Here is a 12,590-nt window from a genome sequence, read left to right on the forward strand (position 1 = left end):
ATTTTCCTTCGGGTAGTATGGCTATTTATGCGCTGAATATTCCCCTGCTCCGTGTCAAATTAAAACGACCAGATGCGGATGACTCTCCACTCCTGGTCGTTCTACCTTTAATTATCTATGTTCTTTTTATTTGGACTGATCGGTGTCTCTATAGGTTCACCAAAGTTGAAACCGTTCCAGCTTTCCTGTTTGACATTCTCAAACTGCACCTTCTCAAATCCTGAGCTTCTGCTCGTTAATAATATCCCTTCAATCATTTCCAGCGCGGTTTGTTCATCAAATGTATCCAAATCCAACTCGTTCAAGAAGCTGACGGTCACCCATTCCGCTCCTTCTGTTACATTAAAATTGATACCTTCTGGAATGACACTCTGAAAAAGGCCAGTTTCTTCATTTTTCATTGCTTCCATGGACGCCTTGATGCCACCCCTGTTGATATTATCTGGTACAAGGAAGCGATCCCTGCCATTTGGTGAATACGAATAGTAAGCCGTATGGACTTCCTCATTCAAATCGATCGTTGAGAATTCGCCAGTGGAACTGAATTGGGGTACTGTACCGTCGGAATCTTTCAGAATAATCTCCTCTATTCCCTTATGTTGGAATGAATACTGAAGAGAATGATAAAAAGCATATTCGACTGCACTGCTTCCACTGTAAGGATGATCAGCATTGAGAGTGAAGACAACTTTGTTGTTATCCATGGTGAACTTTCCTTCTAAAGGAAGGTAGTCTTCCAGTCCCCAATCTGTTTCAGGCAGCTTTTCCGCAAGTTGCTCATGACGGGTTAACCAGTCTTCTTCCGGAACGTCTACAATCGACACAGGTATCGGTACTGCATCAGGAGAGACCAGTCCAAAGGAATAGAATTCCTTTCCCTTAAGGTCTTCTTCATAAAGTGAAAGCCTTTTTTCAGGTTCTTTCAAGTTCTCCGACACCGTTACTTCGCTATTTTCTGTTTGCTCATCTTTCATGATGGCCACTTTCTGATCTTCGCTAGATGCAGGAGGAATATCTGATTCCTTCTTTTGTGGAGTGATTTCGATTTTTTCTTCTGAGCTTCCTGAAGAATCCGCGGTACTCGATTCGGATTTTTCCATGCTCGTTTCCGTTAGTTGGTTTAGAACGGTAGGAGCCAGCAGGACCATTATAAATATAGCTGCAAGTGCAGCGACTGCAGGTATGAACCGTTTGAATGAAGCATTTCTCTTCTTGTTTTGCCGCTCCATACGTGCGTGAATATATTGAGAGGTTCGATCATCTTTGATTTTGGGAAGTTTATTGATAAGCTCCTCAATATCACGATCTTTCCATTCTGACTTCTTCAATGTCTCTTTCCTCCTTTGGGAGTCGTTGATCCATCTCGATTCTTAACCATTTGATGGCCCTATGCTGGGTCGTCTTCACTTTGCTTTCCGACCATCCGAGCACCTCAGAGGTTTCGATGATGGAAAGTTCCTGCAAGTACCGCATGATGATCACCATTCGGAAATCTGTTGAGCAAAGCTTCAAGCACTCATAGAGAGCTTGAACTTCCTCATTGGAAACAGCGATTTCTTCCGGAAGAGCCCCATCGTCTGTCACTTCGTTTCGACTCCAGTCAAATTTATCGAGAATACGGTTTTTCCAGTTTCTCTGTTTTCTGAAATGGTCAATGGCCACATTTTTCGCAATGGAAAAAAGCCACGTTTTCTCGGAGCTTTTCCCCTCAAAATTCTTATGGGATTTAAGCACCCGAATATAGACTTCCTGTACTAAGTCTTCAGCCTGCTGTTTATTCTGTACCATGTATATGAGGAATTGAAATACATCCTGATGATAGCTTGAATATAATCTCTCGAAAACGGAGTCCACTTGATTCCCTCCCCGTCATTTTATTAGTCGTTCCCTATGTAAAAAAGTTACACACTATCAATATAGTATTTTTTGGTTGAAAAGGAAAGACCTATATTAACCGATCCTTAGATCAAAAGAGGTAGGGACATAACCTAAATCCATACACTCTAAAGGACGAACAATGCCTATGAAGTTTTTTTAGATCGCGTGTTACACCGCTGCCCGATTCCGTGCAAGACTACGCTTTCCTCGCGCGGAAGTCTTCGTCTTGCACTCCAATCAACAGCTAGAACCTGCTAAATACATGCCTTAAATTTCAGCACTAAAATTTAAAAATCCGAACGAGTTAGATTTTCATCAAATCACTCGTTCGGATTTTCCTTCGACTGAATCCCTCTTATCCCAGCCTCTTTAACCTTATTTCAACAACCTTCCCTATCGATGGGTAAAAAATAAAGAATGTTTCCCATGTAACAAGAAAAATCGCCATGTTTCTATGGACATCATCGATTCTTGGCTAAACAGGGAGAAAGAAGGTGAAAGCTGTCCCCTGATCCACTTTGCTTTGAACCTGAATATGACCTTTATGGGCTTCTATGATATTCTTTGCAATCGCAAGGCCGAGACCCGTCCCGGACTTACCTCTTGTTCTTGCCTTGTCGGCCTTATAGAAACGTTCGAATACAAAAGGAAGATCCTCTTCAGGTATACCGGAACCGGTGTCTCTAACATGAAACAGGTATCCACCTTTCTTTTCCGTCAGGGAAACCGTCACTTCCCCTCCTGTCGGTGTGTGCCTCAACGCATTATCGATGAGATTTGTTAATACTTGTTCGATTCGATCCGGATCCATATGGATTTCTTTGTTGATTTCCACATCACTTTCAAAGTAGATGGATACCTTCTTTTCTTTAGCCAACCCGATAAACTTGTTTGTCACCCTCTCTGTGAAAGGCATGACCGCTATTACGTCTTTATTTAATGTAATATGTCCCGCTTCCATGCGGGCAAGATCGAGGAGATCATTCACCAACCTCCCCATGCGGAGAGATTCATCATAGATGATACGTGCAATTTCCTTTTTTTCTTCTTCCGATCCTGCAATATCATCCACAATCGCTTCACTATACCCTTGCAGCATGGAGATAGGGGTGCGAAGCTCATGGGAAACGTTTGCGATAAAGTCCTTACGGAGCTTATCCAATCGCCGTTCCTCTGTCATATCACGAACCACAGCAACTGCGCCCCTGATAGTATTGTTATTGTATAGGGGACTTACAATCACCACATAAGAACGACCCTGAAGACTTAGTTCGCCGGTTTGTTCCATTTCCGTTACGACCACACTCTGCAATAATTCTCTTACTGTCGTAGGAATCGCCTCTTCGCTCTCTTCACTTTGTTCATAATACCAGTGTTGCAGAAATCGGTCTGCAGGAGGATTCGTGATCAGGATGGTGCCGTCCCGATTAAAGGTGATGACCCCATCAGCCATACTGCTTAGAATGGATGAGAGCTGCTCTTTTTCCTGACTGAGCGCATTGATGTGAAACTTCAATTGCCTTCCCATCTGATTGAAGCCTGTGGCAAGTTCACCGATTTCATCCTTCGTCAAAATCGGGACCTTGGTATCGAATTTCCCTTTAGCTACCTCAAATGCCGCTTCTCTCATTTTTCTCAGCGGCGCAGTGATACGGGTAGAGAGGAAGAATGCAAAGATGGTGGTAAGGATGATGGCAATGCCTGCTGCAAGGAGGATCAGCTTGGTGGTCTGTCTAGTCGTATCTTTAATTACCCCCAGTGACTGATAGAGATAAACAGCTCCATCTTTCCCGTTAATATGGAGAGGAGTCCCGACAATGATGACATTCTCGTACCGATTGGAGGACTCCTTGGACAGTTCAACCTCTTTTTTTAAAGTGATTTCCTTTGTTTTTACAGATTGAAGTTCGCTATCCTTCGATATATAATTATGAATTTTCTTTTGAAAAGCAGTCGAATCCTGTGAATAGAGAGATTCATTTCGATCCAATGATATGATGATATTCACGGGTTCATCGATGATTTCTTTTCCCAATTCCATTCCAAGCGTCAGATCATTATGATTCTCAATGACCCTTGCCACTTTTTCTGCTGTATGGGTTAGCTCTTTCTCTACCACATCCACATGATAATTCTGAAAGAATTCCAGTAATAAGATGGTTAGTATGAAGAGTACAAATGAAACCAACAACAGGATGGTGAGCCAAAGTTTCCCTACAACGCTACGCCAGAGCCTCATTCATTTGTTACCTCGAATTTATAGCCCACTCCCCATACGGTCACGATCATTTTCGCTGCCATTTCAGAGACTTTGTTCAACTTTTCCCTTAATCGTTTTACATGGGTATCGACCGTTCTCAGATCACCGAAGAACTCGTAGTGCCACACTTCCTTCAAAAGATGCTCACGATCGAATACTTTATCCGGTGCTTTCGCAAGAAAATATAGAAGCTCATATTCTTTAGGAGTCAAGTTAACATCCATCCCATCCGCCGTTACACGGTGGGCGTCATTGTCAATCGTCAGATGGGGATATACGATAAGGTCCTTAGCCTTTGTATCACTTTGGATGAAGCTGGATTTCGCAGACCTTCGCAATAAGGCTTTCACCCTCAGCACCACTTCGCGTGGAGAAAAAGGTTTCACGATATAATCGTCCGTCCCAACTTCGAACCCTTGTACTCTATTCACTTCCTCCCCCTTGGCCGTAAGCATGATGACAGGGGTTGCCTTACTTTCACGAAGGTGCTGACACACTTCGATCCCGTCCATGCCAGGCATCATGATATCCAAAAGGATGCAATCGTAATTTTGCTCAAGAGCCATTTCCAACGCGATTTCTCCATTTTCTGCTTCATCGATTTCATAGTTTTCTCTTTCCAGATACATTTTTAATAGTCTTCGGATACGATCTTCGTCATCCACAACTAAGATGCGAATGTTTTCCTCCATGGGTTTCATCCCCCTTTGTATAATTAACCATATTATCCTATATTTTATATGAAAAAAGAAGCTGACTCAAAGAGAATACAATTCTCGTGATCATCAGCTCCTTCCAGTCGTTACGATTGATCAGGCATATGAATGTAATCCCGCAATGATAAGATTAACGGCTATAAGGTTGAATAGAATGATCGCAACCCCCACTACGGCAAGCCATGCTGACTTTTCACCATGCCACCCTTTTGAAAGGCGCAGGTGAAGGAAAGCTGCATAGAATAAAAATGTAATCAAAGCCCATACCTCTTTGGGATCCCATCCCCAGAAACGGGTCCAGGCAATCTGTGCCCAGATCATGGCAAAGATGAGTCCACCTAGTGTGAAAACAGGAAACCCGATCAATACGGAACGGTAACCAATTTCGTCCATTAAATCAAGGTTCACATTCTTCACAAGAGGCTGCATCTTAGCAGCAATCCGCTTTCTGAAGATCAAACGCAGAATTAGATACAGTGCTGTTCCGATCATAAATGACCAAATGACCGTATTTAACTTCTTGGCATTAATAAGAGCGGGCATTTCGACTAGCGGCTTCATTACACCGTCTGTCATCGATTGCCCTTCATTCGGACCAACAAGGGCCGGAAGGGTATATTCAGCAACAGCTTCTTCTCCCTGTTGATTTACATATTGAAAGTCAGCTTCGTAATTGGAAAGCGTGAAAGTCGTTGAAGCGACAACAAACCCCAATACGACAACCAATGAATACATCACGGTTTCAAGCCAGAATGATTGCTTGCTTCCCTTTGTATGTTGAACGGATTTCAATAAATAGATGAGTCCGGCAACGAAGCTGATGGAAAGAATCGCTTCACCGGCTGAAACGGTGGTTACATGGATCTTCAGCCAATCACTTTGAAGCGCAGGGATTAGTGGGCTGATATCTTTAGGAAACATACTGGCATAAGCGATCACCAACAGGGCGAACGGAAGTGCAATGACACCAAGTATCGTCGTCTTATACATAAAGTAAAGAATGATGAATGCCCCGACAAGCATCATTCCGAAAAAGGTAGTAAATTCAAATAAATTACTGACAGGGGCGTGTCCAGATGCTCCCCATCTCAGAAAGAAGTACCCTAACTGAGAAGCAAATCCCACAAGGGTTAAGACAATCCCGATAAAGCCCCATTTCTTTTGGTTTGTTTCCGTTGTATTTTTCTGACGGATGCTTCCCCCAAAAAACAACGTAGCAATTAAATACATTATGAAGGATACGTAGAGTAAATTACTGCTCCACTCCGCCATTGCTGTCGTTGACATCCTCATTCCTCCTTACTTCATCCTTTTGTTGTTGGTCTTCAGGCTCCTTGATCCCTGTACCTTCCAACACAAATCTGATTTCATTTTTTAAACCGTGCCAGTTTTTATTCGTATGACCGGCTATGATGACTCCATCCCCGTCGCGCCTGATCCAGATTCTTCTATGGTGCCAATAGGCTCCTTGAATAACCCCAATCATGAAGATCGCTCCTCCGAGAGCCAAAATCCAAAGTGTAAGATCTTTATGCACAGTTAAAGCGGATACATCTCTCGTCTCAACACCGGCAAATGACAGCTTATAATCATTTTCCCCCAGGGGCTCGAGATTTTTTCGGATCCCTACAAAACTGATTTCACCGTCAGGCTTTTCAGGTGAGAATAATTTAAAGAGGAAAGCCGGATTATTTGGGAGCGGGGACTTTGTTTGCGGTTCCCCCTGCTCATTAAATCCTGAGAAATCCGGATAATATCCCATGAGTTCTGCTTTATAACCATCCTCGAATGTGTACGCATCCTTAGGATCAAATAAATCGACGGTGAATTCCCCGAAGCTTTCTCCCGACTTTTTATTATCCAAAGTGAAAGACATGGATTTGAACTCATCTAATTTATAGCTTGTCTGATACACGGCAAAATTCCCGAATTTCAGAGGATGGTTTACCTTAATGGAATCCTCCTGCTCTTTCGTTCGTTCAGCCTTTTGGCCAGGCAGACGATCACCCGACTCTTTATACAGGACGACATCGGACTGGAAATTCTTAGCGATGGTCCCATTCTTGTCTATCGCTTCCCCGAACACTTCTTTATCTTTATCTTTGTCATACGTTTCTAGTGTAAAACCCTTGTTTTCTAAGTAATATTCCTGATCCGTACCAGGGACGGCCCTCGTTTCACCTTCTCGGATCCATACCGTTTCATCGATATACATCCCCGGAACGAATCGAAGCATACCTCCAAAAAGGAAAATGATAAGACCTATGTGGTTCACATATGGGCCCCATCTAGAGAAACGATTCTTCTCTGCAAGGATATTGCCATCCTCTTCCCGGATCTTATATTTCTTCTGGGTCAACTTTTCTTTTATTTGGTTGACAGGATCACTGAATTCTACTCTATCGGTTTTTCCGTATATTCTTTGGCGTTTCAAGAAACCGACATGTCTTGCTACTCGTTGGTTCTTCAAGGCCCGATACAGTGGAATCACACGGTCCAAACTACAAATGACCAGGGACACCCCGATTGATGCAATCAGTAGCAGATACCACCATGAACTATACAAATCATGGAAACCGAGAGTATAGTATAAATCCCCGAAGAATCCATATACATCCCCATAATATTCATCTGCAGGCTGACCATTTGGAATATACTGTTCCTGTGGTAATATGGTTCCCACAGCAGAAGCGATAAGTGTGACAACAATTAACCACACTCCTACTTTTACAGAAGAAAAAAAGTTCCAAATCTTATCTATAATCGATTTATTATACGTTTGGGAACGTCTTGCACTCCCCTCATAACGCATGTCATGGAGCTTTTCATTCTTTGCTTCTTCCGTTAGAGCCCGTCCACAGGATTCACAAAGAACCGTGCCGTTTGGATTCACATGACCGCATACACACTTAATCTCTTTCATGTAAAAACTCCTTATTTCAAGTTAAACTGCCTTACGGCTTGATGCTCTCTAAATCTTCGATGATATCTTCTTCGGTCATCGTACCGGTGATGATCTTTACAATTTCCCCCTGCGGGTTAATCAGGAACGTCGTGGGAAGTGGATCGATTCCGTATGTATTCTGCACTTCCTCTTCTTTGTCTACTAAAATAGGGAATTCCAGTCCGTGTTTTGAAACGAAACGGTTTATGAGAAAATCGGATTCCCCCACATTTACAGCTAGTATCTGTACACCCTGCTTCTGATATTTCTTATACTGATTATTCATATAAGGCATTTCTCTTTCACACGGTTTGCACCATGTTCCCCAGAAATTCAAGAAGACTCCCTGCCCCTTGTAATCGGAAAGTCGGTGTGTATTCCCATCCATATCCGTAAGGACAAAATCAGGTGCCTTGTCGCCAGCTTTTAACATTCCTCTTTCGTCCTTCGTGAAGTTTGCATAAAGAGTATATGCAACTGCAGAAGTCAGCACAATGAGAATAATGGTCCGAATGAGTAATCTGCGCTTTTTCTTATTCATTTACGTGTGCCTCCCATAGTGAAATCGTTCTCAAGAAAGGAGAAATTTTTCTCTCTTTACAGTAGCAAAGGGCCTGAAATCATAAGATTCCCTTATGAGATCAGTCCCTGCCAAAATGTACTGTTTCATATCCTCATAATAAGCAGAGAAATATCCCCATGACTTTATGGGTAAAATTCCTTTCTCATTATATCATTTATCACTATAACGGTAGAGTTAATTATATGAAGGATATGTGACACTTTCCTTTATCGAATGCTTCCCGTCTCTGCCAATGTTCTTAATTGCTTCACTTCATGCGGTGTCAATTCTCTGCCTTCTCCAGCATTTAATCCATGAAGCGTCAGGAATGCGTATCTTTCCCTTTTCAATTTTTGGACAGGGTATCCCAGGGCTTCGAACATCCGGCGTACCTGACGGTTTCTCCCTTCATGGATAGTGATTTCAACTATCGATTTTTCTTGCTTTTTATCGATACTCAGTACCTTCACTTTTGCAGGGGCGGTCATTCCATCCTCCAGTTTGATCCCTTTTTCCAGTTCACGGATCTTGAATTTGGGCGGGATTCCTTTTAATCTTGCGACATAGGTCTTTTCTATCTCATTGCTGGGGTGCATAAGGGCATTGGCAAAGTCACCATCATTGGTTAACAGCAGAATTCCGGAGGTTTCATAATCCAGTCTGCCTACCGGATAGATCCTTTCCTCTATTTCCGGGAAGAAGTCCGTTACAACCTGACGATCTTTATCATCTGTCACGGCGGAGATGACCCCCCTTGGCTTATAAAGCATATAATATACTTTGTTCTCTCTCTCGATCTGGATTCCTGTTACTTCCACTCGGTCAGAGTTTGATACCTTTGTGCCAAGTTCTTTCACTACTTTTCCGTTGACTTTCACTTTGCCTTCTATTATTAATTGCTCTGCTTTACGTCGGGATGCCACTCCACTGTGAGCAATAACCTTTTGTAATCGTTCCACGGTCTTTCACCTCATTATCATTTTCAATACATTTGTACTCATGAATTATTACACAATCCAGGCAAAATAGAAAGGCATAAAGGAAAATCGACCTTTTTAGTCGATTCCTTTATGCCTTGATACTTCTACTTTACTTTTTCAGATGGCTGTTTTCGTAAACATTGTTGCTTTTGGATGTAGCGAGTGGCGGTTGATTTCCCGTCCAGGTGTTTGCATTCCTCTGGCCAGGCATTCTTTTCTGATAGAACCTTTCCAAATCCTTTAGAACATGATGGTGACGATGAAGATGGCGGCAGCGATTCCTACTAGGTCAGCTAAGAGACCCACTTTTAGGGCATCGCCCATTTTTCTGATTCCGACCGCCCCGAAATATACGGTCAATACGTATAGTGTTGTATCTGTACTGCCTTGTAAGGTTGAAGCGAGTCTTCCGATGAAGGAATCCGGACCGTATGTTGCAATCATATCACTCATCATGCCAAGAGCAGCTGTTCCGGAAATTGGTCTGATGATGGCAAGTGGAACGATCTCCGGCGGAATTCCCAGTGCAAGCAATGCCGGGCGCATGAGGCCCACGAAAAATTCAAGGGCTCCCGACTCACGAAAGATCGTAATGGCAACAAGCATTCCGATCAGAAAGGGAATGATGGATACCGCTATTTTTATTCCTTCTTTCCCACCATCAACGAACACTTCATACGTAGGTACCTTTTTGATTGTCCCGTAGATTAATATAAAGCCAATCATAATAGGGATCAGCCATAATGAGATTGTCGTGATCCATTGCATCTATTTCACCTCTCGACGGGTACGCCTATAGTGGAAATAACGGTCGATCAGTATTGCACCAAGCGTGGATAAAATTGTAGCAATAAGGGTCGGACCCACAATTTCAGTAGGTGACACAGAATCATATTTCATTCGGATTGCAATCACCGTGGTCGGAATGATGGTAATGCTTGATGTATTGATTGCGAGAAACGTAATCATCGACCTGCTCGCAAAGTCCCTGCCTCCATTCAATTCTTTCAGTTGCTCCATGGCCTTGATTCCGAGTGGGGTTGCTGCATTTCCCAGGCCAAACATATTTGCCATCATATTCGATAGGATATAGCCCATGGCGGGGTGGTTTTCAGGTACCTCTGGAAAAAGTCTTGTTACGAGTGGCCTGAACATTTTGGCCAGTTTATCAAGTAAACCGGCTTCCTGAGCGATTCTCATTATGCCCAACCAGAACACTAAAACACTGACCAAGCCAATACAAAGGGTGACCGCTTCATTTGCCGACGAGAAAATGGCCTCGTTCACTTCAGACATTTTCCCATTTATCACCGCGAAAACCAATCCAATAATGGTCATGCCTACCCATATGATGTTAACCATTGTCCCGGACCCCTGTGATGGCTTCAAATGAATACGCCCAGAATTTCCACCAGCTCTTTTTATCATTTTCTTTTACTGATGTTTGATAGAAAATGGGAAGAGTATCCACTTCCTTGTCCCCTAGATATACCACGGCCTTTCCGACTACATCTGGCACATGTTGATTCTTAAGCCATTCCTGCTTCGGCTTCAACATCTTGTATTCAACTTTTACGTCATCCACTTCCTCATCCGTCAATGACAGCACAGATTCCCGTTTCAGGTAAGCATGGCCTTTATATACTTCATCATCCATTTTTTCAATTTTTCCTTTTTCCAAGACAATCTTGTAATCGTATTGCTTAAATCCGTATTCGAACATTGAGATGTGATCATTCCAGTCATCCGGCCCATTCAATGTCACGGCAATTAAATCCTCCCCATCTTTGGTGGCTGTTGACACGAGTGTCCTTTTTGCGAGTTTCGTATAACCCGTTTTCCCCCCTGTGCTAAACTTATATAATTCCGTCAGTAATCTATTTTTGTTCTTCCACTTCCGGTCCCACTTCTCGTCTGGGTTGGGTGCTGTATGGACTTTCGTTCCTGCAATTTCCTTATACACATCGTTCTTCATTGAATATCTTGTCAGGACTGCCATATCATACGCAGTGGAATAGTGATCCTCATGATCGTCAAGACCATGGGGGTTCGAGAAATGAGTATTCTCCATACCGATTTCAGTCGCCTTTTCATTCATCATATACACGAACCCGTCCAGACTCCCTCCCACAAATTCAGCGATGGCAACGGCTGCATCATTCCCCGACCTTAGCATAAGCCCGTACACTAGGTCTTCAAGTTTGATTTTCTCCCCTGCTTTCAAGTAAAGGGATGAGCCTTCGGTACCTGCTGCATTCTGGGAGACGGTCACTACCTGATCCATCTTTCCGGACTCGACAGCAAGGACGGCTGTCATGATCTTGGTGATGCTTGCAATTCGGCTTTTCGTATGAGCATCCTTTTCATACAGGATCCTTCCTGTTTCCTGATCCATTAAGATCGCCCTTTGTGAACTCACAGAAGGTGCAGCCTGAATCCTACTCGAAACAGTAACGAAAAGAATTGTGAATATCAGGAAATGATATATGTAAAATTTCGCTCTTTTTCGATTCACAGCCATCTACTCCTTTAAATCTAACGTGTTTGTACAAGTTTATGAGAGGACAAGGGGTAATATGAGTGAAATCTTGAAAGCAATGGGGCCATTTCATATGTAGTCGTTACTTAAGTCTTCAGGAAAGTTGAGCAAAACAAAAAACACAGCAACGCTGTGTTTTAGCCTTTCGAAGATAATCGGCGATGTCGGTATTCTGTCTCAAATTCGGCCAGATCCTCCCTCGCTCCATGAAAGTCTCCTTCAACATTTCGCAGCAATTCAGCAAAGCAGTCTGGAGGCTCCTGCCTGAACCGAATGACACTCTCTTCCGGATAAGAGGTACGAAGATCCTCGAACCACAGATTATAACGCGGGGAGTAATATTCGATAATACATTTATGATAGATTTTATAGAGGACCTTCTCAGCAAGGTACATCTTAAATGAATCATGTTGTAATACAGACGCAGAGGCATCCAGCCCCTCTTCACAATACACTACCAGTCTTCTCAGATTCGAAAAAAGCCCTTCGTAATATACTCTGTCCCCCGGTTTCTCTTTAAGCAGCGTGTGAATGGTAACGGAATTTAAATACTCCTCTAATTGAATGATCACTTCTTCAAGAAAGCTGTGTATTCTCTGAACCTGGGTTCCCATCATAAACTCGTTCATCCATTCTCCTCCACCTAACACCAGGGATTTTTTAGAAAGTTCAGAATTCACTATTCAAAATAATAGGCAGGACTTTATCCTT

General features: G+C 42.9%; 12 protein-coding genes. All 12 read right to left on the reverse strand.

All coding sequences use genetic code 11. From position 1 onward, the window contains the following. Positions 1–107 precede the first annotated feature (107 nt). Positions 108–1,328 carry a hypothetical protein gene (locus tag KYJ26_RS16065; RefSeq protein ID WP_219168382.1) on the reverse strand — a complete coding sequence of 407 codons (1,221 nt, stop codon included), beginning with the start codon at positions 1,326–1,328 and terminating at the stop codon, positions 108–110. Then, positions 1,300–1,854, reverse strand: coding sequence for an RNA polymerase sigma factor SigX (gene sigX / locus KYJ26_RS16070; RefSeq protein ID WP_219168383.1), 555 nt, complete (start codon positions 1,852–1,854; stop codon positions 1,300–1,302). The genes KYJ26_RS16065 and sigX overlap by 29 nt, the downstream gene beginning before the upstream one ends. Before the next feature lie 499 nt (positions 1,855–2,353). Next, complete coding sequence (locus tag KYJ26_RS16075; protein WP_219168384.1) at positions 2,354–4,117, reverse strand: ATP-binding protein; 1,764 nt, start codon at positions 4,115–4,117, stop codon at positions 2,354–2,356. Continuing rightward, the gene (locus tag KYJ26_RS16080) at positions 4,114–4,830 is read right to left on the reverse strand and encodes a response regulator transcription factor (protein WP_219168385.1); all 717 of its coding nucleotides are present in this window, start codon (positions 4,828–4,830) and stop codon (positions 4,114–4,116) included. Before KYJ26_RS16080 ends, KYJ26_RS16075 begins: the two co-directional genes overlap by 4 nt. A gap of 120 nt (positions 4,831–4,950) precedes the next feature. Continuing rightward, entirely contained in the window at positions 4,951–6,126 is a 1,176-nt protein-coding gene (ccsB, locus tag KYJ26_RS16085) for a c-type cytochrome biogenesis protein CcsB (protein WP_219168619.1), read from the reverse strand. Further along, positions 6,107–7,777 (reverse strand): cytochrome c biogenesis protein ResB, encoded by a 1,671-nt coding sequence (resB, locus tag KYJ26_RS16090; RefSeq protein WP_219168386.1) that lies wholly within the window; start codon positions 7,775–7,777, stop codon positions 6,107–6,109. The genes ccsB and resB overlap by 20 nt, the downstream gene beginning before the upstream one ends. Before the next feature lie 31 nt (positions 7,778–7,808). Further along, the gene (resA, locus tag KYJ26_RS16095) at positions 7,809–8,339 is read right to left on the reverse strand and encodes a thiol-disulfide oxidoreductase ResA (protein WP_219168387.1); all 531 of its coding nucleotides are present in this window, start codon (positions 8,337–8,339) and stop codon (positions 7,809–7,811) included. A 248-nt stretch (positions 8,340–8,587) separates the two neighbouring features. Further along, entirely contained in the window at positions 8,588–9,319 is a 732-nt protein-coding gene (locus KYJ26_RS16100) for a pseudouridine synthase (RefSeq protein ID WP_219168388.1), read from the reverse strand. Positions 9,320–9,580: 261 nt separating this feature from the next. Next, positions 9,581–10,108 carry a spore maturation protein gene (locus KYJ26_RS16105; RefSeq protein WP_219168389.1) on the reverse strand — a complete coding sequence of 176 codons (528 nt, stop codon included), beginning with the start codon at positions 10,106–10,108 and terminating at the stop codon, positions 9,581–9,583. Further along, entirely contained in the window at positions 10,109–10,702 is a 594-nt protein-coding gene (locus tag KYJ26_RS16110; protein WP_219168390.1) for a nucleoside recognition domain-containing protein, read from the reverse strand. Continuing rightward, positions 10,695–11,861 (reverse strand): D-alanyl-D-alanine carboxypeptidase family protein, encoded by a 1,167-nt coding sequence (locus KYJ26_RS16115; protein WP_219168391.1) that lies wholly within the window; start codon positions 11,859–11,861, stop codon positions 10,695–10,697. The genes KYJ26_RS16110 and KYJ26_RS16115 overlap by 8 nt, the downstream gene beginning before the upstream one ends. Before the next feature lie 155 nt (positions 11,862–12,016). Next, complete coding sequence (locus tag KYJ26_RS16120; RefSeq protein WP_219168392.1) at positions 12,017–12,508, reverse strand: DUF3907 family protein; 492 nt, start codon at positions 12,506–12,508, stop codon at positions 12,017–12,019. Positions 12,509–12,590 lie beyond the last annotated feature (82 nt).

Source organism: Rossellomorea orangium (assembly GCF_019334305.1).
Taxonomy (GTDB): domain Bacteria; phylum Bacillota; class Bacilli; order Bacillales; family Bacillaceae_B; genus Rossellomorea.

Bases quoted from the DNA above. Each gene is read 5' to 3' on its own strand.
- KYJ26_RS16105 (WP_219168389.1), bottom strand. From the start codon at position 10,108: ATGCAATGGATCACGACAATCTCATTATGGCTGATCCCTATTATGATT.
- KYJ26_RS16115 (WP_219168391.1), bottom strand. From the start codon at position 11,861: ATGGCTGTGAATCGAAAAAGAGCGAAATTTTACATATATCATTTCCTG.
- ccsB (WP_219168619.1), bottom strand. From the start codon at position 6,126: ATGGCGGAGTGGAGCAGTAATTTACTCTACGTATCCTTCATAATGTAT.
- KYJ26_RS16110 (WP_219168390.1), bottom strand. From the start codon at position 10,702: ATGGTTAACATCATATGGGTAGGCATGACCATTATTGGATTGGTTTTC.
- KYJ26_RS16080 (WP_219168385.1), bottom strand. From the start codon at position 4,830: ATGGAGGAAAACATTCGCATCTTAGTTGTGGATGACGAAGATCGTATC.
- resB (WP_219168386.1), bottom strand. From the start codon at position 7,777: ATGAAAGAGATTAAGTGTGTATGCGGTCATGTGAATCCAAACGGCACG.
- resA (WP_219168387.1), bottom strand. From the start codon at position 8,339: ATGAATAAGAAAAAGCGCAGATTACTCATTCGGACCATTATTCTCATT.
- KYJ26_RS16075 (WP_219168384.1), bottom strand. From the start codon at position 4,117: ATGAGGCTCTGGCGTAGCGTTGTAGGGAAACTTTGGCTCACCATCCTG.
- KYJ26_RS16120 (WP_219168392.1), bottom strand. From the start codon at position 12,508: ATGAACGAGTTTATGATGGGAACCCAGGTTCAGAGAATACACAGCTTT.